18 protein-coding genes, 1 tRNA gene and 1 pseudogene are annotated in these 18481 nt (G+C 52.5%); 18 read left to right on the top strand and 2 right to left on the bottom strand.

The genetic code is table 11. The features are described 5' to 3' along the window. The first annotated feature begins 118 nt into the window (after window positions 1-118). The 6 genes from trxB (at window position 119) to GC56T2_RS15140 (ending at window position 5156) form a co-directional block, all read left to right on the top strand. Window positions 119-1075, top strand: a complete 957-nt coding sequence (trxB, locus tag GC56T2_RS15165; protein WP_033021515.1) for a thioredoxin-disulfide reductase — start codon at window positions 119-121, stop codon at window positions 1073-1075. A gap of 415 nt (window positions 1076-1490) precedes the next feature. Further along, complete coding sequence (locus GC56T2_RS15160; RefSeq protein WP_033021541.1) at window positions 1491-1949, top strand: NUDIX hydrolase; 459 nt, start codon at window positions 1491-1493, stop codon at window positions 1947-1949. A gap of 18 nt (window positions 1950-1967) precedes the next feature. Continuing rightward, window positions 1968-2864: an RNase adapter RapZ gene (gene rapZ / locus GC56T2_RS15155; protein WP_144976314.1), complete on the top strand. Its 897-nt coding sequence runs from the start codon at window positions 1968-1970 to the stop codon at window positions 2862-2864. Further along, on the top strand, window positions 2861-3814 hold the full coding sequence (locus GC56T2_RS15150; protein ID WP_144976312.1) for a gluconeogenesis factor YvcK family protein: 954 nt from the start codon (window positions 2861-2863) through the stop codon (window positions 3812-3814). The genes rapZ and GC56T2_RS15150 overlap by 4 nt, the downstream gene beginning before the upstream one ends. 107 nt (window positions 3815-3921) lie before the next feature. Then, window positions 3922-4884, top strand: a complete 963-nt coding sequence (gene whiA, locus GC56T2_RS15145) for a DNA-binding protein WhiA (RefSeq protein ID WP_033021509.1) — start codon at window positions 3922-3924, stop codon at window positions 4882-4884. A 14-nt stretch (window positions 4885-4898) separates the two neighbouring features. Further along, the gene (locus GC56T2_RS15140) at window positions 4899-5156 is read left to right on the top strand and encodes an HPr family phosphocarrier protein (protein WP_033021507.1); all 258 of its coding nucleotides are present in this window, start codon (window positions 4899-4901) and stop codon (window positions 5154-5156) included. A 114-nt stretch (window positions 5157-5270) separates the two neighbouring features. Here GC56T2_RS15140 and clpP read toward each other — a convergent pair whose 3' ends face one another. Continuing rightward, window positions 5271-5861, bottom strand: a complete 591-nt coding sequence (gene clpP / locus GC56T2_RS15135; RefSeq protein ID WP_033021504.1) for an ATP-dependent Clp endopeptidase proteolytic subunit ClpP — start codon at window positions 5859-5861, stop codon at window positions 5271-5273. Window positions 5862-6208: 347 nt separating this feature from the next. Here clpP and GC56T2_RS15130 point away from each other — a divergent pair. The 12 genes from GC56T2_RS15130 (at window position 6209) to GC56T2_RS15075 (ending at window position 17006) form a co-directional block, all read left to right on the top strand. Continuing rightward, window positions 6209-6280: transfer RNA gene (locus tag GC56T2_RS15130), tRNA-Arg, on the top strand. 232 nt (window positions 6281-6512) lie between these two features. Then, on the top strand, window positions 6513-7820 hold the full coding sequence (gene rpoN / locus GC56T2_RS15125) for an RNA polymerase factor sigma-54 (RefSeq protein ID WP_144976310.1): 1308 nt from the start codon (window positions 6513-6515) through the stop codon (window positions 7818-7820). Between the two features lie 33 nt (window positions 7821-7853). Further along, window positions 7854-8099, top strand: coding sequence for a glutaredoxin family protein (locus GC56T2_RS15120; protein WP_033021501.1), 246 nt, complete (start codon window positions 7854-7856; stop codon window positions 8097-8099). Between the two features lie 123 nt (window positions 8100-8222). Further along, window positions 8223-9263: a sugar-binding transcriptional regulator gene (locus tag GC56T2_RS15115; protein ID WP_144976308.1), complete on the top strand. Its 1041-nt coding sequence runs from the start codon at window positions 8223-8225 to the stop codon at window positions 9261-9263. A gap of 20 nt (window positions 9264-9283) precedes the next feature. Beyond that, window positions 9284-10291, top strand: coding sequence for a type I glyceraldehyde-3-phosphate dehydrogenase (gene gap, locus GC56T2_RS15110; RefSeq protein ID WP_061912387.1), 1008 nt, complete (start codon window positions 9284-9286; stop codon window positions 10289-10291). A 122-nt stretch (window positions 10292-10413) separates the two neighbouring features. Beyond that, window positions 10414-11598 carry a phosphoglycerate kinase gene (locus GC56T2_RS15105; protein WP_144976306.1) on the top strand — a complete coding sequence of 395 codons (1185 nt, stop codon included), beginning with the start codon at window positions 10414-10416 and terminating at the stop codon, window positions 11596-11598. A gap of 61 nt (window positions 11599-11659) precedes the next feature. Further along, window positions 11660-12421, top strand: coding sequence for a triose-phosphate isomerase (gene tpiA / locus GC56T2_RS15100; protein ID WP_144976304.1), 762 nt, complete (start codon window positions 11660-11662; stop codon window positions 12419-12421). Next, window positions 12414-13949 (top strand): 2,3-bisphosphoglycerate-independent phosphoglycerate mutase, encoded by a 1536-nt coding sequence (gene gpmI, locus GC56T2_RS15095; RefSeq protein WP_144976301.1) that lies wholly within the window; start codon window positions 12414-12416, stop codon window positions 13947-13949. Before tpiA ends, gpmI begins: the two co-directional genes overlap by 8 nt. 26 nt (window positions 13950-13975) lie before the next feature. Continuing rightward, entirely contained in the window at window positions 13976-15268 is a 1293-nt protein-coding gene (gene eno, locus GC56T2_RS15090; RefSeq protein ID WP_008880286.1) for a phosphopyruvate hydratase, read from the top strand. Between the two features lie 607 nt (window positions 15269-15875). After that, on the top strand, window positions 15876-16394 hold the full coding sequence (locus GC56T2_RS15085) for a hypothetical protein (protein ID WP_222427772.1): 519 nt from the start codon (window positions 15876-15878) through the stop codon (window positions 16392-16394). A gap of 65 nt (window positions 16395-16459) precedes the next feature. Next, on the top strand, window positions 16460-16774 hold the full coding sequence (locus tag GC56T2_RS15080; RefSeq protein WP_144976297.1) for a hypothetical protein: 315 nt from the start codon (window positions 16460-16462) through the stop codon (window positions 16772-16774). 22 nt (window positions 16775-16796) lie between these two features. Next, window positions 16797-17006 carry a hypothetical protein gene (locus tag GC56T2_RS15075; RefSeq protein ID WP_144976295.1) on the top strand — a complete coding sequence of 70 codons (210 nt, stop codon included), beginning with the start codon at window positions 16797-16799 and terminating at the stop codon, window positions 17004-17006. Window positions 17007-17181: 175 nt separating this feature from the next. Here GC56T2_RS15075 and GC56T2_RS15070 read toward each other — a convergent pair. Further along, window positions 17182-18441, bottom strand: a pseudogene (locus GC56T2_RS15070) (transposase). Between the last annotated feature and the right edge of the window lie 40 nt (window positions 18442-18481).

Raw genomic sequence — 18481 nt, 5'->3', positions numbered from 1 at the left:
GCCGCTCGCCGACGGGATTTGCGCGGAAAACGCCTCGGTATGAGCAAATCAATAGACGTTGGCCGCCGACTCGGATACGATGGAAATGAAGCGACTTTCGAGCGAAGGAGTGGACGTTGTGGCAGATGAAAAGATTTACGATGTCATCATTGCCGGAGCCGGGCCGGCTGGGCTAACGGCGGCTGTGTATACATCGCGCGCCAACTTGTCGACGCTCATGATTGAGCGCGGCGTTCCGGGGGGACAGATGGTCAACACCGAGGAAGTCGAGAACTATCCCGGATTTGAGACGATTCTAGGCCCCGAATTGGCGACGAAAATGTTTGAACACGCCAAAAAATTTGGCGCCGAATACGCTTACGGTGATGTCAAGGAGATCATCGACGGCGAATCGTACAAAACGGTGGTCGTCGGTGACAAACAGTATAAAGCGCGCGCGGTCATTATCGCCACCGGCGCCGAATACAAAAAGCTCGGCGTGCCGGGGGAAGCGGAGCTGGGCGGCCGCGGCGTTTCCTACTGTGCGGTGTGCGACGGGGCATTTTTCAAAGGAAAAGACTTGGTCGTCGTTGGCGGCGGCGATTCAGCGGTCGAAGAAGGTGTCTATTTGACGCGCTTTGCTAGGAAAGTGACGATCGTTCACCGCCGCGACAAGCTGCGGGCGCAAAAAATTTTGCAAGATCGGGCGTTCGCCAATGAGAAAATCGATTTTATCTGGAATCATACGGTCAAACAAATCAACGAAAAGGACGGCAAAGTCGGCAGCGTGACGCTCGTGCATACGGAGACAGGGGAAGAACGCGAATTCCCGTGCGACGGCGTCTTTATTTACATCGGGATGGTGCCGCTCTCGAAGCCGTTTGCCCATCTTGGCATCACAAACGAAAACGGCTATATTGTTACGAACGAAAAAATGGAAACGAAAGTGCCGGGCATTTTTGCCGCTGGCGATGTGCGCGAAAAAACGCTCCGGCAAATCGTGACGGCGACCGGCGATGGCAGCATCGCCGCGCAAAGCGCCCAACATTACGTGGAAGAGTTGAAAGAACAACAGAAGGCGCAACAAGTCCAATAACCGGTCATGAAATCGCAACAAAACCGTAATGGGGATTTAACCCAGCTGTAACACGAATGCAACACAGTTGTCGTATGCTATAAGTAAGTAATTGACCCCCTTTTATATAGATTCTTGCTGTTGGCGCGGGCGTCTGTCCGCGCCTCTTTTTTGTACGCCCGCCTTGTTGACGAACCGCCGAGAAGACCGGTGAAAAACGGTTGCTTCTCTTGAGCAATGGGGGAGCGTGTGAAAGGCGATACCGATGCGACAGAGTTTTTTCTATTGGAGAAACGAGGTTAGCCGCCCGCTCGTCGCTGTTTCCCGGCGGCTTTCGTTTCCAACCATTTCGCGATTGGAGACGCTTAACTATTTATGGTAAAATGAAAATAGCAACGACTAGACAAAGGGTTGGCTCATAGTTGAGGTGAACGAATTGCAACGGGTGACGAACTGCATATTGTATCAAGACGGTCGCGTATTGCTTTTGCAAAAGCCGAAGCGCGGCTGGTGGGCCGCTCCGGGCGGCAAAATGGAGCCGGGCGAGACGGTGCGTGAAGCGTGCATTCGCGAATACCGGGAAGAGACGGGCATCTACTTGAAACAGCCTCGTCTGAAAGGGGTATTTACGATCGTGATAAAAAACGGAAGCGAGACGGTGTCAGAGTGGATGATGTTTACGTTTTTTGCCGATGAGTTCATCGGGGAAAACGTCGCCTCATCCGAAGAAGGAACGCTCGCTTGGCATGAACTCGAAGCGCTCCCGTCGCTTCCGATGGCTCCGGGCGATTATCATATTGTCGAGTATGCGGTCAAAGGCGATGGGATATTGTATGGAACGTTTGTGTATACGGAAGATTTTGAGTTGCTTTCCTATCGGCTTGACCCGAGCTGACGGAGAGGAGGTGCGGAGATGGGGCAAAACGGGGGAGCGCCGCCGATTCAGCTCGTCATTATCACCGGCATGTCCGGGGCGGGGAAAACGGTGGCCATTCAAAGCTTTGAAGACCTCGGTTTTTTTTGCGTTGACAATTTGCCGCCGACGCTATTGCCAAAGTTTTTGGAGCTTGTGAAGGAATCGGGGAACAAAATGAACAAAGTCGCTCTTGTGATGGACTTGCGCAGCCGCGATTTTTTCGACCATTTGTTTGCGGCGCTCGATGAGCTGTCTGAACAAGCGGCGATTGTTCCGCAAATTTTGTTTTTGGATGCGCAAGATTCGACGCTGGTCGCGCGCTATAAAGAAACGCGGCGGACCCATCCGCTCGCGCCGAACGAGCCCCCGCTCGAGGGGATTCGCTTGGAACGGAGGCTGCTGGAGGAAATTAAGGGGCGGGCGCAAATCATTTACGATACGACCAGGCTCAAGCCGCGCGAGCTGCGGGAGAAAATCATCCGCCAGTTTTCAACACACGCGCAGTCCGGATTTACGGTCAACGTCATGTCGTTCGGCTTTAAGTACGGCCTCCCGATTGACGCCGATCTGGTGTTTGATGTGCGCTTTTTGCCGAACCCGCATTACATTGAACATATGCGGCCGAAGACCGGGCTCGATGATGAAGTGTCGTCCTATGTGTTGAAATGGGGAGAAACGCAAAAATTTTTGGAAAAATTGATTGACTTATTGGCGTTCATGCTGCCGTATTACCAGCGCGAAGGAAAAAGCCAGCTGGTGATCGCCATCGGTTGCACCGGCGGGCAGCATCGCTCGGTCGCGTTGGCGGAATATATCGCCCGCCATTTTTCGGCTGACTACAAAACGGTGGTCTCACACCGGGACATCGAGAGGAGAAAGGAAACGAACCGATGAGAGACAAACGAGCAGCGAAATTGGTCGTCATCGGCGGCGGAACGGGGCTTCCCGTGTTGTTGCGGGGGCTCAAGCAATATTCGCTCGATTTGACCGCGATTGTCACCGTTGCCGATGACGGGGGAAGCTCCGGCCGGCTGCGCGATGAGCTGCGCGTCCCGCCGCCGGGGGACGTGCGCAATGTGTTGGCGGCGCTGTCTGACGTCGAACCGCTCATTGTCGAGCTGTTTCAGCATCGTTTTCAAAACGGCAACGGCTTATCCGGCCATTCGCTCGGCAATTTAATCTTGGCGGCGCTCACTTCGATCACCGGCGACTTTATGAAGGCGATTCGCGAAATGAGCAAAGTGCTCAATGTGCGCGGCCAAGTGTTGCCGGCGGCCAACAAAAGCGTCGTGCTGCACGCCGAGATGGAAGATGGATCCATCGTCTCCGGGGAGTCAAAAATTCCGGATGCGGGAAAAAAAATCAAGAGGGTGTTTTTGACCCCGCAAGATATTGAACCGCTGCCGGAAACCGTTGAGGCGATTCGGAGCGCCGATTTGATTGTTATCGGCCCGGGGAGCTTGTACACGAGCATTTTGCCGAATTTGCTCGTGCCGAAAATCGGGCAGGAAGTATGCAAAGCCAAGGCGAAAAAAGTATATATATGCAACATTATGACCCAGGCCGGCGAGACGCCGCACTATACGGTGAGCGACCATGTGGAGGCGCTTCACGCTCATCTTGGCGGCCCGTTTTTGGACGCGGTGATCGTCAATAACGGGGCGATTCCCGAAGCGATCCGCCGCCGCTACGAAGCGGAGCGGGCTGAGCCGGTGCGCGACGACAGCAGCGGGCTTTCATTGCAAGTCATCCGCGAGGACATCGTTGCGTATGAAGATGGAGTGATCCGCCATAATACGGCGAAAGTCGCCGCCCTTCTTCTCGGGCTTCTTCCCCGCCATTAGGTTGCGGGGGAAGAAGTTCACCGCCTGTCAGGCGCTGCTTCCAATGGACGCGCCGAAGATGGCACCTCCAACCGGCCGATGCGGGGAACGAATGGAGGTGGAGTACCGTGTCTTTCGCATCCGAAACGAAAAAAGAACTGACCCATTTAGAGTTGAAGCCTTGCTGCTTGCGGGCGGAGCTGTCGGCTTTGCTGCGCATGAACGGTTCTTTGTCGTTTTCCGGCGGGCGGATGACCGTTGACGTTCAGACCGAAAACGCGGCGATCGCCCGGCGTATTTATACGTTGCTAAAAAAAGGGTATGAGGCCGCCGTTGAATTGTTGGTGCGCAAAAAAATGCGGCTGAAAAAAAACAACGTGTATATCGTCCGCATCACTGACGGTGCAGCCTCTTTGCTTCGCGAGCTCCACATCATCGACAGCGGCTTTTCGCTCATCCGTGATATTTCCCCAGAGCTCGTCAAGAAGAAATGCTGCAAACGTTCCTATTTGCGCGGAGCGTTTTTGGCCGGCGGTTCAGTGAACAATCCCGAGACGTCGTCGTATCATTTGGAGATTTTTTCCTTATACGAAGAGCATAATCACTCTCTATGTGAATTAATGAACAGATACTTTTTCTTAAACGCCAAAACGTTGGAACGAAAAAAGGGGTTTATTACGTATTTAAAAGAGGCGGAGAAAATTGCCGAGTTTCTCAACATCATCGGCGCCCATCAGGCGCTGCTCCGCTTTGAAGACATCCGCATCGTCCGCGACATGCGCAACTCGGTCAACCGGCTCGTCAACTGCGAAACGGCCAACTTAAACAAAACGATCGGCGCTGCGCTCCGGCAAGTTGAAAACATCCGGTACATCGATGAGACGATCGGGCTCGATTCACTGCCGGAAAAGCTGCGGGAAATCGCCAAACTGCGCATCGAACATCAAGACGTGACCTTGAAGGAGCTTGGCGAGATGGTGACGGGCGGAAAAATCAGCAAATCCGGCATCAACCACCGGCTGCGCAAAATCGATGAAATCGCGGAGCGGCTGCGGGCGGGGAAGCCGATCGATTTCCATAAATCGCTGTGAAGGGGAGATGGAGAATGGTCGAGAAACAAGTCGAAGTGAAATTAAAAACCGGGCTGCAGGCGCGCCCGGCAGCGCTGTTCGTCCAAGAAGCGAACCGTTTTTCCGCCGACGTGTTTTTAGAGAAGGACGGAAAACGGGTCAACGCGAAAAGCATCATGGGGCTGATGAGCCTAGCGGTCGGCCATGGCGCGGTCATTACGCTCATTGCCGACGGCCCGGATGAGCAAGAGGCGGTCGAAAAATTGGCGGCTTATGTGCAAAAAGAGAAGTAAAAGAGGCGCCGCGCTCCGGCTCGTTGGCCGGCCTCGCCCGATCAAGGGAAGCGCTGACAAGACGAAAGGGTGTCCCAACACATTGCGGGACACCCTTTTGATGCGGAACCGGCATTATTTTTCATCAGCGCGCGTCAACACGCGGTCGATAATGCCGTATTCCTGCGCTTTTTGCGCCGTCATGAAGTTGTCGCGGTCGGTATCGCGCTCGATTACTTCGAGCGGCTGGCCGGTGTTTTCCGATAAGATGCGGTTCAATTTGTCGCGCAGGAACAAAATGCGCTTCGCCGCGATCTCGATTTCCGTCGCCTGCCCTTGAGCGCCGCCGAGCGGCTGGTGAATCATGACTTCGCTGTTCGGCAGAGCGAATCGTTTCCCTTTTGCGCCAGCGGCCAGCAAAAACGCCCCCATGGAAGCGGCCATGCCGATGCAAATCGTCGACACATCCGGCTTGATGAACTGCATCGTGTCGTAAATGGCTAAGCCGGCTGTGATCGAGCCGCCCGGGCTATTGATGTACAAGGAAATGTCTTTGTCCGGGTCTTCCGCCGCCAAAAACAACAGCTGCGAGACGATCGAGTTGGCCACTTGATCGTCGATCGGGCTGCCGAGGAAAATAATGCGGTCTTTCAACAGCCGCGAGTAAATGTCATACGCCCGCTCCCCGCGGTTGGTCTGCTCAATAACGGTAGGGATTAAATACATGCCAAACGCCTCCTTTTCCTAGTCAACCAATCGATATGTACGTTTTCATCATACATGAATGGTCAATGAAGGTCAAACAAAACGCCTTCTCCTTCACCATACATATTCGCGAACAGCGGTCGTCATCCCTCTTTTCATCATAACCGCTTTTTTCTTTTTTTAATCGCCGCATGTGCCATGCGCGATGGCGCGCCTTCGTGCCAGAGGATCGAGCCGCGCAACAAACAAGGGGCTAGCACGCGTTTCCAATGATTCCTTTTTGTTTATTTCATTTTTCCTCTTGCATTTTTTACGAATCATGCTATAATGGAACATGCAACGGAACGGAAAAACAAATTCGACAACATGCCCTCGTAGTGTAGTGGATAGCACGAGAGATTCCGGTTCTCTTAGCGTGGGTTCGAATCCTGCCGAGGGCGTTCCAATTATCCGACAAGTTCGGATTGAGATTCCCAAATCCCTTGATACGACCGCGTTTGCGGTCGTTTTTCATTTTTTGGGAATCCCGAAAAAAACGATAGAATCCGAAGGCAAGTACAACTTTTGATGAGAGTTTTTTTCAACGTGTGTACTGCGCGGAAGGACCGTCAAAAATTTCTCCTACCTCCTCCCCTTCCCGTCGTGTACAATAAAAGAAAAGGGGGCGTGACGATGAGGGCGGAGTTAAGGCAGGAGCAGCGGCTGCAGTTGGCGCTGACAAAGGAACTTGTGCAGGCGATTGAACTGCTTCAGTATTCCGCGGTGGATTTGGAAGCGTTTTTATATGAGCGGTCGCTGGAAAACCCGTTTTTGGAAATTCGCCGCAGCCGGGGGCGGCAGCGGGCCCATCGGACGGAACGGGACCAAAAGCAGTGGCTGGAGAACATCGGGGCCCGGCAGGAGACGCTCGTCGGCCATTTGCTTTCACAGCTGCCTTCGCTCAAGCTGGCCGATCGGGATGAGCGCATCGTTCGTTGTCTCATCGCTTCGCTTGATGAGGACGGCTATTTGCGTGTCCCGCTCGTTGAGCTGGCGGCGCAATTTTCTGCGTCAGAACAAGAGATGGAGCGGGGACTGCGCCTCGTTCAGTCGCTCGACCCACCGGGAGTCGGGGCGCGTGATTTGGCCGAGTGCCTTCGTTTGCAGCTCGAACGCCTTCCGGAGCGCGACGAGCTGGCGGAAACGATCGTCCGCTACCATTTTGTCCCCTTTGCGGAAAAGTCGTGGAAAATGCTGGCCAAGCAGCTTGGCGTCGGTCTTGGCGAACTGCAGCGCGTCTTTGAGCTCATTCGCTCGCTCGAGCCGCGGCCGGGCATTCACTATTCGAGCGACAAACCGCCTTTGGTGGTGCCGGATGTGATCGTCGCCAAGGGGGCGGATGGTGACTGGGTGGTCGCCTACAATGATGACGTCCATCCGGAGCTCGGGTGGAACCGGGAGTACGAGCAGCGCATTGCCGCCTCCGGCGACCGGCAGGCCGAACAGTTTATCAAAGAAAAATACCGGCAGTTTGCGTGGCTCGCGAAAAGTCTGGAACAGCGCAAGCAGACGCTGCTTCAGCTGATGGCGGTCATCGTGGAACGGCAGCGCCCGTGCTTGGAATTTGGGCTGTCCGCGCTCAAACCGATGACAATGCGCGAGGTGGCCGAGGAGCTGGGGGTGCATGAATCGACGGTGAGCCGCGCGGTACGCCATAAATATGCGCAAACGCCGTTCGGCACGATCGAGCTGCGCCGCTTTTTTTCGAGCGCGGCTACCGCCGAGGCGACAGATGAGGCCGCTTCGTCGACCCAAGTGAAAGCGATCATCCAAGAGCTGATTGCCGCCGAAGACCCGCAAGCGCCGCTTTCCGACCAGCAGCTCGCCGATTTGCTTCATGGCCGGCACGGCATCGCCATCTCGCGGCGAACGGTGGCGAAGTACCGCGAGCAGCTGCGCATTCCATCCTCGGCGAAGCGGAAACAATACACGAACTTGTAAATCATGCATAAGATGGAAGAAGGGAAGAAGCTCATGCACATTCGTTTGTATACGAAAACCAACTGCCCGCTTTGTGAAAAAGCCAAAGCGGTGTTGATGGAGCTGCAGGCGGACATGGCCTTTACAATCGAAGAAGTCGATATTTATCAAGATGATGCGCTGCTTGAAAAATACCAGCTGATGATTCCCGTCGTGGAACTCAGCGGCGAGACAATCGCCTATGGAATGATTGAAAAAGAAACGGTGAGAAAGCGGTTGCGGGCGGCGCAAAACAGTTGAACGCCCCGCCGCCTCCTGTTATAATGGACATGGCGCGGGAGGAATTTTTTATGAAGTGGTGGGACATAATATGTCACACCGGGACATATAACGTCCCTGTGTCAAACCAAGGAGAACGAGCCGATGCGATCGTTATTAGAGGCGCAAAAAAAGTTATTGCCTGATTTGCTTGAAATTATGCAAAAACGGTACGAGATTCTGCATTCGATTTCCCTTATGGCGCCGATCGGGCGGCGGGCGCTGGCCGCGAGCCTCGGCATGAGCGAGCGGGTGCTCCGGTCGGAAACGGAGTTTTTGAAAGGGCAAAACTTGCTTTCGGCCGATGTGTCTGGGATGCGGTTGACGGAGGAAGGCCGCGAGCTCCTGCAAACGCTCAATGATTTTATGCGGGAAGCGCTCGGGCTCAAAGAGCTGGAGATGGCGCTGCAGCAGCGGCTGAATATTGCCCGTGTCGTCGTGGTGGCGGGGGATAGCGATCGGTCCCCTTGGGTAAAAAAAGAAATGGGAAGAGCGTGCGTCGCCTGCATGAAAGAACAGCTCCGGCCCGGAGATATTGTCGCCGTGGCTGGCGGAACGACGATGGCGGCGGTCGCGGAGATGATGACGCCGGATGCGAAGCTGCATGACGTGCTGTTCGTGCCGGCGCGCGGCGGGCTTGGCGAAGACGTGGAGAATCAAGCCAACACCATTTGCGCCAAAATGGCGGAAAAAGCCACTGGCCGTTACCGCCTTCTTCATGTCCCTGACCAGCTGAGCGATGAAGCGTACGCCTCGCTCATCGAAGAGCCGGCAGTGAAAGAAGTGTTGGAGCTCATCCAATCGTGCCGCATGGTCGTCCACGGCATCGGTGAAGCGATGACGATGGCCAAGCGGCGGAACACACCTCCTGCCGAGATGGAAACCATTATCGCCCGCCGTGCGGTCGCCGAAGCGTTTGGTTATTATTTCAACGAACGCGGCGACGTCGTGCATAAAGTGAAAACGGTCGGCATTCAACTGGAACATCTCCCGCATGTCGAGCATGTCATTGCCGTCGCCGGAGGGGCGTCGAAAGCCAAAGCCATTCGCGCCTACATGAAACAGGCCCCGCGTTCGCTCTTGGTGACGGACGAAGGAGCCGCAAAAGCGTTAGTAGGGGAGATTTCTCCCTTGCCGATATTTTAAATCTCAAGGAGGAGAACGACATGGCAGTAAAAGTTGGGATTAACGGATTTGGCCGCATCGGGCGCAACGTGTTCCGCGCGGCATTGAAAAACCCGAACATCGAAGTGGTGGCGGTCAACGATTTAACGGACGCCAATACGTTGGCGCATTTGTTAAAATATGACTCCGTCCATGGTCAGCTTGACGCGGAAGTGTCAGTGAACGGCAACAACTTGGTCGTCAACGGCAAAGAAATCATCGTCAAAGCGGAACGCGATCCAGCGCAATTGGCCTGGGGCGAAATCGGTGTTGACATCGTCGTCGAATCGACCGGCCGCTTCACGAAACGCGAAGACGCTGCGAAACATTTGGAAGCGGGCGCGAAAAAAGTGATCATTTCCGCTCCGGCGAAAAACGAAGACATCACGATCGTCATGGGCGTCAACCAAGACAAATACGATCCGCAAACCCATCATGTCATCTCGAACGCTTCGTGCACGACGAACTGCTTGGCGCCGTTTGCGAAAGTGCTGCACGAAAAATTCGGCATCGTCCGCGGCATGATGACGACCGTTCACTCGTATACGAACGACCAACAAATTTTGGACTTGCCGCATAAAGATTTGCGCCGGGCCCGCGCGGCGGCAGAATCGATCATCCCGACGACGACGGGTGCCGCCAAGGCTGTTGCCCTTGTTTTGCCGGAATTGAAAGGCAAATTGAACGGCATGGCGATGCGCGTGCCAACGCCGAACGTATCGGTCGTTGACTTGGTCGCTGAGCTGGAAAAAGAAGTGACGGTCGAAGAAGTGAACGCGGCATTGAAAGCGGCAGCCGAGGGCGAGCTGAAAGGCATTTTGGCTTACAGCGAAGAGCCGCTTGTTTCGCGCGACTACAACGGCAACCCGGCGTCATCGACGATCGATGCGCTGTCGACGATGGTCATTGAAGGCAAAATGGTCAAAGTCGTTTCGTGGTACGACAACGAAACGGGCTATTCGCATCGCGTCGTAGATCTGGCCGCCTACATTGCCTCCAAAGGGCTGTAAGACCGGCTCGGCATTGAGTTTTTCATTCATTCAAGTCTATAATAGGAAAATGGAGGGGAGCGGGGAAATGATCCCCACTCCTTTTCCTTTGTCGAAACTGCAGTCAAAAGGGGGCACGAACGATGAACAAGAAGACGATTCGCGATGTTGAGGTGAGAGGAAAACGCGTCTTTTGCCGCGTCGATTTTAACGTGCCGATGGAAGAGGGCGCGATCACCGATGATACGCGCATTCGCGCCGCACTCCCGACGATTCGCTATTTGATCGAAAACGGAGCGAAAGTCATTTTGGCGAGCCACCTCGGCCGCCCGAAAGGAAAAGTCGTCGAGGAGCTTCGTCTCGATGCAGTCGCTAAACGGCTGGGCGAATTGCTTGGGCGCCCGGTCGCGAAAACGGATCACGTCGTCGGCGATGAGGTGAACGCGGCGGTTGCCCGCTTGCAAGAAGGCGATGTACTCTTGCTTGAGAACGTCCGCTTTGAACCGGGCGAAGAGAAAAACGATCCCGAGCTGGCCAAAGCGTTGGCCGGGTTGGCCGATCTGTATGTCAACGATGCGTTCGGCGCCGCCCACCGCGCTCACGCGTCAACGGAAGGGATCGCCCATCACTTGCCGGCGGTCGCTGGCTTTTTGATGGAAAAAGAACTCGAAGTGCTCGGCAAGGCGCTCTCGAATCCGGATCGCCCGTTTACGGCCATCATCGGCGGCGCGAAAGTGAAAGACAAAATCGGCGTCATCGACAACTTGCTCGATAAAGTCGACAACTTGATCATCGGCGGCGGGCTGGCGTATACGTTCGTCAAAGCGCTCGGCCATGACGTCGGCAAGTCGCTGCTTGAAGAAGATAAAATCGAGCTGGCGAAATCGTTTATGGAAAAAGCAAAAGAAAAAGGCGTCCGTTTTTACATGCCGATTGACGTTGTCGTTGCGGATCGGTTCGCCAACGACGCCAATACGAAAGTCGTGCCGATTGACGCGATTCCAAGCGATTGGGAGGCGCTTGACATCGGGCCAAAAACACGGGAATTGTACCGCGATGTCATTCGCCAGTCCAAGCTTGTCGTTTGGAACGGCCCGATGGGCGTCTTTGAAATGGAGACGTTCGCCCATGGGACGAGAGCAGTCGCCGAAGCGCTCGCTGAAGCTGCGGATACATACTCAGTGATCGGCGGCGGGGACTCGGCCGCGGCAGTTGAAAAATTCGGCTTGGCGGACAAAATGGACCATATTTCCACCGGCGGCGGCGCCTCGCTTGAGTTTATGGAAGGCAAGCAGCTGCCAGGGGTCGTGGCGTTAAACGACAAATGACCGATCGCGCCCAATGGGGCGAATGGCGGCGGACGCCGCTTAGCGAAAGGAAAGGTGAACGATGAGAAAACCGATCATTGCAGGCAACTGGAAAATGCATAAAACGTTGGCGGAGGCCGTTCAGTTTGTCGAGGAAGTGAAAGGGCTCGTACCGCCCAAGACGGAAGTCGATTCTGTCATTTGTGCGCCGTTTTTGTTTTTAGAGCGGTTAGTGCAAAATACAAACGGTACCGATTTGCAAATCGGGGCGCAAAACATGCATTTTGCCGACCAAGGGGCGTACACGGGCGAAGTGAGTCCAGTCATGCTCAAAGACATCGGCGTTACGTATGTTATTCTCGGCCATTCCGAGCGCCGGCAAATGTTTGCCGAGACGGATGAGACCGTGAACAAAAAAGTGTTGGCCGCTTTTACCCGCGGTCTTGTGCCGATCATTTGCTGCGGAGAGACGCTCGAAGAACGGGAAGCCGGGCAGACGAACGCCGTCGTCGCTTCACAAGTGGAAAAAGCGCTCGCTGGCTTGACGCCGGACCAAGTGAAGGAAGCGGTCATCGCCTATGAGCCGATTTGGGCGATCGGCACGGGCAAATCGTCAACCGCCGAAGACGCGAATGAGGTTTGCGGCCATATTCGTTCGGTCGTGTCCCGCCTGTTCGGCAGCGATGCGGCAGAAGCGATCCGCATCCAATACGGCGGCAGCGTCAAGCCGGACAACATCCGCGATTTTCTGGCGCAAGAGCATATTGACGGTGCGTTAGTCGGCGGCGCGAGCCTTGAGCCGGCTTCGTTCCTGCAGCTCGTGGAGGCGGGGCGCCATGAGTAAAAAACCGGTCGCTCTCATCATTTTGGACGGGTTTGCGCTGCGCGAGGAAACGTACGGCAATGCGGTCGCCCAAGCGAAGAAGCCGAACTTCGACCGCTATTGGAACGAGTATCCACACGCGACATTGAAAGCGTGCGGTGAGGCGGTCGGGCTGCCGGAAGGGCAAATGGGCAACTCGGAAGTCGGACACTTGAACATCGGCGCTGGCCGCATCGTCTACCAAAGCTTGACGCGCGTGAATATCGCTATTCGCGAAGGCGAGTTTGACCGCAATGAAACGTTTTTGGCGGCGATGAACCATGTGAAGCAGCATGGGACGAGCTTGCATTTGTTCGGCTTGCTTTCCGACGGCGGGGTGCACAGCCATATCCATCACTTGTACGCCCTTCTGCGTTTAGCGGCGAAAGAAGGGGTAAAGCGCGTGTACATCCACGGCTTTTTGGACGGCCGCGACGTCGGCCCGCAAACGGCGCCGCAATACATCAAAGAACTGCAGGAAAAAATCAAGGAATACGGCGTCGGCGAAATCGCGACGTTATCGGGCCGCTACTACTCGATGGACCGCGACAAGCGGTGGGACCGCGTGGAAAAAGCGTATCGGGCCATGGTGTACGGCGAAGGCCCGACGTACCGGGATCCGCTTGAATGCATTGAAGACTCCTATAAGCATGGCATTTACGACGAATTCGTCCTGCCGTCGGTCATCGTCCGTGAAGACGGCCGGCCGGTGGCGACGATTCAAGACAACGACGCGATCATTTTTTACAACTTCCGCCCCGATCGGGCGATCCAAATTTCAAACACGTTCACGAACGAAGATTTTCGCGAGTTTGACCGGGGGCCAAAGCATCCGAAGCATCTGTTCTTTGTCTGCTTGACCCATTTCAGTGAAACGGTGAAAGGGTACGTGGCGTTCAAGCCGACGAACCTTGACAACACGCTTGGTGAAGTATTGTCGCAGCACGGCTTGCGCCAATTGCGTATCGCCGAGACGGAAAAATATCCGCACGTGACGTTTTTCATGAGCGGCGGCCGCGAAGAGAAGTTTCCGGGCGAAGATCGGATTTTGATCAACTCGCCGAAAGTGGCGACGTACGACCTAAAGCCGGAAATGAGCGCGTATGAAGTGACGGACGCGCTGCTTAAGGAAATTGAAGCGGATAAATATGACGCCATTATTTTGAACTACGCCAACCCGGATATGGTCGGCCATTCGGGCAAGCTCGAACCGACGATCAAAGCGGTGGAAGCCGTTGATGAGTGCCTCGGCAAAGTGGTCGATGCCATTTTGGCCAAAGGCGGCATCGCGATCATCACCGCTGACCACGGCAACGCCGATGAAGTGTTGACGCCAGATGGCAAGCCGCAAACGGCCCATACGACGAATCCGGTGCCGGTCATTGTCACTAAACATGGCATCGAGCTGCGCAAAGACGGCATTTTAGGCGATTTGGCGCCGACGATGCTCGATTTGCTTGGCTTGCCGCAGCCGAAAGAAATGACCGGAAAAACGTTAATCGTTAAATAACAAACACGGAAAAGGAGAGTGTCGATATGTCTGCGATTATTGATGTGTATGCGCGTGAAGTGCTCGACTCGCGCGGCAATCCAACCGTAGAAGTGGAAGTATACACGGAAGAAGGCGGCTTCGGCCGTGCGTTAGTGCCAAGCGGCGCTTCGACGGGCGAATATGAAGCGGTTGAACTGCGTGACGGCGACAAAAACCGCTACCTCGGCAAAGGGGTGCTCAAAGCGGTTGAGAACGTCAACGAAGTGATTGCTCCGGAAATCATCGGCTTAGAAGTGACTGATCAAGTGGCGATCGACCGCGCGTTGATTGAACTTGACGGCACTGAAAACAAAGGAAAGCTTGGGGCGAATGCTATTTTAGGCGTGTCGCTCGCGGTCGCTCGCGCTGCGGCTGATGAGCTCGGCTTGCCGTTGTACCAATACTTGGGCGGCTTTAACGCTAAAACGCTGCCTGTACCGATGATGAACATTTTAAACGGCGGCGCGCATGCGGACAACAACGTTGACATTCAAGAATTCATGATCATGCCGGTCGGTGCGGAAAGCTTCCGTGAAGCGCTGCGCATGGGTGCAGAAATTTTCCATAGCTTAAAAGCTGTGTTAAAAGCGAAAGGCTACAACACGGCTGTCGGTGACGAAGGCGGATTTGCTCCGAACTTAAAATCGAACGAAGAAGCGCTGCAAACGATCATTGAAGCGATCGAAAAAGCCGGCTACAAACCAGGCGAACAAGTGATGCTCGCTATGGACGTTGCTTCGTCGGAGCTGTACAACAAAGAAGATGGCAAATATCATTTGGAAGGCGAAGGCGTCGTCAAAACATCAGAAGAAATGGTTGCTTGGTATGAAGAGCTTGTGTCGAAATATCCGATCATCTCGATCGAAGACGGACTTGACGAAAATGACTGGGAAGGCCATAAACTGCTTACTGAGCGCCTTGGCCACAAAGTGCAGCTCGTCGGTGACGACTTGTTTGTAACGAACACGAAAAAACTGGCCGAAGGCATTGAAAAAGGCGTCGGCAACTCGATTTTAATTAAAGTGAACCAAATCGGTACACTGACGGAAACGTTCGATGCCATTGAGATGGCTAAACGCGCCGGCTACACGGCGGTTGTGTCGCACCGTTCCGGTGAAACGGAAGACAGCACGATTGCCGATATCGCTGTCGCAACAAACGCTGGCCAAATCAAAACGGGAGCACCGTCGCGTACGGACCGCGTCGCAAAATACAACCAGCTGCTCCGCATTGAAGACGAACTTGGCCACACGGCCATTTACCAGGGCATCCGCTCGTTTTACAATTTGAAAAAATAACAGAGACAGGCGTCCCTAACGGAGGGGGCGCCTGTTGTTTTTGATGGAGGCAAAAGGGCGCTGAATGGCTGGCGGTGATCAAGACGTCTTGACGCATTCAGGAAAACTGCGCCTCTCCATCTCATAATTTGTAGAAAATTGTCTAATTTTGCTGAATAGTTTTTGTTCATTGTTTATTTTTTTTTTAGAATGGAATTATAAAAAGGAATTCGAAAGTTGGTGAAAAACAGCAGATCCATTGAATTTGTACGAGGTCGCTAAGGCAAGAAAATCGCGGCTCTACAAGGTTACTCAATTGAATAACAGTGATGGATGGAGGAGAGGAAAAATGCTGAAAAAGGTAGTATCATTAATATTGTCATTGTTTTTAATATTTCCGATTTCAATACTAGAAGGCTGGTGAAAAACCGCTGATTCCCTTCATCAATGGAAGAATGATTGAAAAGCAGGCCCGATAAAACAAGGTTTTTCTAATTGAGAAATGACATTGGAAAGCTGTATACCCCGTTAAATCACCAGCCTCCTAGAGGTTTCTGCTCATAAAGGAAAAGACTATACAACAATTTATAACAAAGATTTAAGTCCACGAGAAAAATCTCTTGTTAAGTTGTTGAAAAATGGGAAAGTAAAGGATAAGGAGAATCTTGAGAGAATTATCAAGAAAGAATTAAAAACTTCGCAAAAAGAAGCTGAAAAAGAAATTAATAAATTAAAGGAATATTCACCATTTCCTAGTTTAGATATTCGAGAATTGAAAAATAGTAAGGAATTCGATTTTGATGATTACTTGAGAGAAAATATTAAGAAAGGGAATTTCAAAGCAGAAGAAATTAGTGAAAATATAAGTATAATATTTACTAATGACAACTTGTTTTTTGTTGAAATTTATGAAATTGAGGGGGATTTAGTGTTACAACCCGATAATCAGGAATCTTTAATCTCGAAATTAACAAATAATATATTACAACCTAAATCAGCTAGCGCTGCAACTTATTATACAGGTACTGTTTCAAAAACATATGTTGCCTATAGTTGGGTTGGGCTTCCTCTTTGGGAAATTTATACAAAAGGTGAATTTAGAGGCTCTTCACCACAAAATGTACTTGACAAAAAACGTTTTTCATGATAAGAACGTCAAAAAGATTGATTACCATTTTTTGTTATTTTTGTTCAACCGGGAGGGATAATATCATGTTTGTTCCTAAAAGTCAAGTACATCTTTCGGTGATGAACCAATTTAGATATGATAAATCTACTGTAACCCCATATTTTTATGATGGATGGGTAAAAAAACGTTTAACCGGTTTTATATGGCAAGTAGATAACTATGGAGAGGGGACGACAACCGCAGCTAATGGTTCTTGGGCAACAGTATATACAAGGGCCAATTTTCACTATGGGCTAGAATATTCGGGAATAGGACTTGTTGTTCAGTACTTGGACGTAAGAAATCAGATCAAGTGTGATAAGTATGGTAATATTTATAAAGACACTATTATCAGATAAGGCGATGGAAGGAGGGGATGAGATGGGACGATTTCGAAAAAAAGATTATATCATATCTTTTCTTTTCCTGCTCTTATCCTTTGTTATAAGTATTACACCAGTTAATGGAATAATTGTGCCTATCATCAAATCTTTTTTTGCCGCATTAATCGGTGCTGTATTACTAGGGACAATTACAAATTTAATTTTTCCTAAAAAATCAAGACCAACCGTTGAAAAGAAAAAGCTTTGACTCTTTATGAGTCAGTTGTGATTGTAGATTGAGCCTACAAGGGGGATCTTTAGAGGAAGCGATGCGGTGCTTAGAGTGTAGAGGGAATGGACCGTTCACTCTCCATGTTGCTTCTGTAGATGAGCATTTTTCATTACAGTAATTTCCATTCCCTAAGAGACAAACAGGGGACCCCTTAGGCGACATGGAGCTGTTTTTTGATCACATCAATGGGAATATCTTGCTTTGCGGCGTCATAGATGAACTCGACGACGCTGTGCCCTTTCCGAGACCGAAGAAGCTCCAGGCCGGAAGAGAGGTCTTGTTGAGATTCCGCGATGCTGTATACACAGGCGAACAGCACCACGACCCAATACCGTTTCACCGCCCGAACGTGGCGAACACGGTACCCATCGAGCTTCAGCTGGTCTTTTGCCTGCCGGAAAACGCATTCGATCGTCCAGCGCTGGGCATCGTAACGCAAGATGTCTTCGTCACTCAGCTCCCGGTCGGTGCTCAAGACGACATGGAGATGATCCGGCGTCATCGGTTGATCCGCCTTCCAAGCCAGCAGCACCACCGCGTCATCAAGACCGTTGAGCGCGCCTTCGTAGCGGTAGACACGATAGCGCTCGCTCCCCACCGTGACGAGGCGGGTGTCGTTGGGCTCGATATAGCGGGCAAACTCCTTCGCTTGAATGGCGATGCCTTTCGGGTAAAGAATCCGGTTCGTCTTGAGCATGGCGATGACATGGAATCCTTGTTTCAGGCAGGTTTCGATGAGCGGTTGGGACGGATACCACGAATCCATAAGCACATACACCGGCTGAGCCCGCTTCCCCTTGAGCGAGGAAAGCATCTCGATCGCTAGGTCGATTTTGCTTCTTCCCGATGTCTTGTCATACAGACGAAAGGCGAACGGAAAAGTTCCATGGGCAGCGCGATCTGCCCTCCACCCGGGGATGAAAATCCCGCGCCAGTTCGGCATTTTCACAGAAACGCTTGCGTGAAGGTGTGCACCATCAGCCAAACAAGCGAATGCCCCCAGACCCATTGATGATCGCTGTGAGAGAAATGCCAGTCACACCCTTGAATGGCGTGGGCGGCCGTGACGAAGGCTTGTTTTTGGCAAATGGTATCATCAATCGAAAGGAACAGGGGGTTGATTCTCCCGTTTGGCCAGGCGTTCGATCTGGCGAAGGATCCATTCTTGAAGCTTCTCAAGCAGGTTTTCCTCGTTCCAAGGGCTTTTCGTGAAAAAATGGCTGAGCGTGGTTCGATGATTCGGGTGAAAACTCCAGTACCGGACATCCGTCAATGTCCCCGAAAATCCCTTGGTCGTCAAGGCGTCGACAAGATGAACGAGATGCTTGATGACCGGCTTCGAGAAATAAAGCGCCAATCCCAGCGTCATGAAAAACTTGTGGATTCCTTGATGGTTTGCTAATCTATTCATGAGACATGAACCTCCTTGTGTGAATGGGTTTGAGCACATC

This window comes from Geobacillus sp. C56-T2 (assembly GCF_007829715.1).
Classification (GTDB): Bacteria; Bacillota; Bacilli; order Bacillales; family Anoxybacillaceae; genus Geobacillus; species Geobacillus icigianus.
Note: the sequence above shows the minus strand (reverse complement) of the source record. Positions and strands in the feature narration are given on the sequence as shown.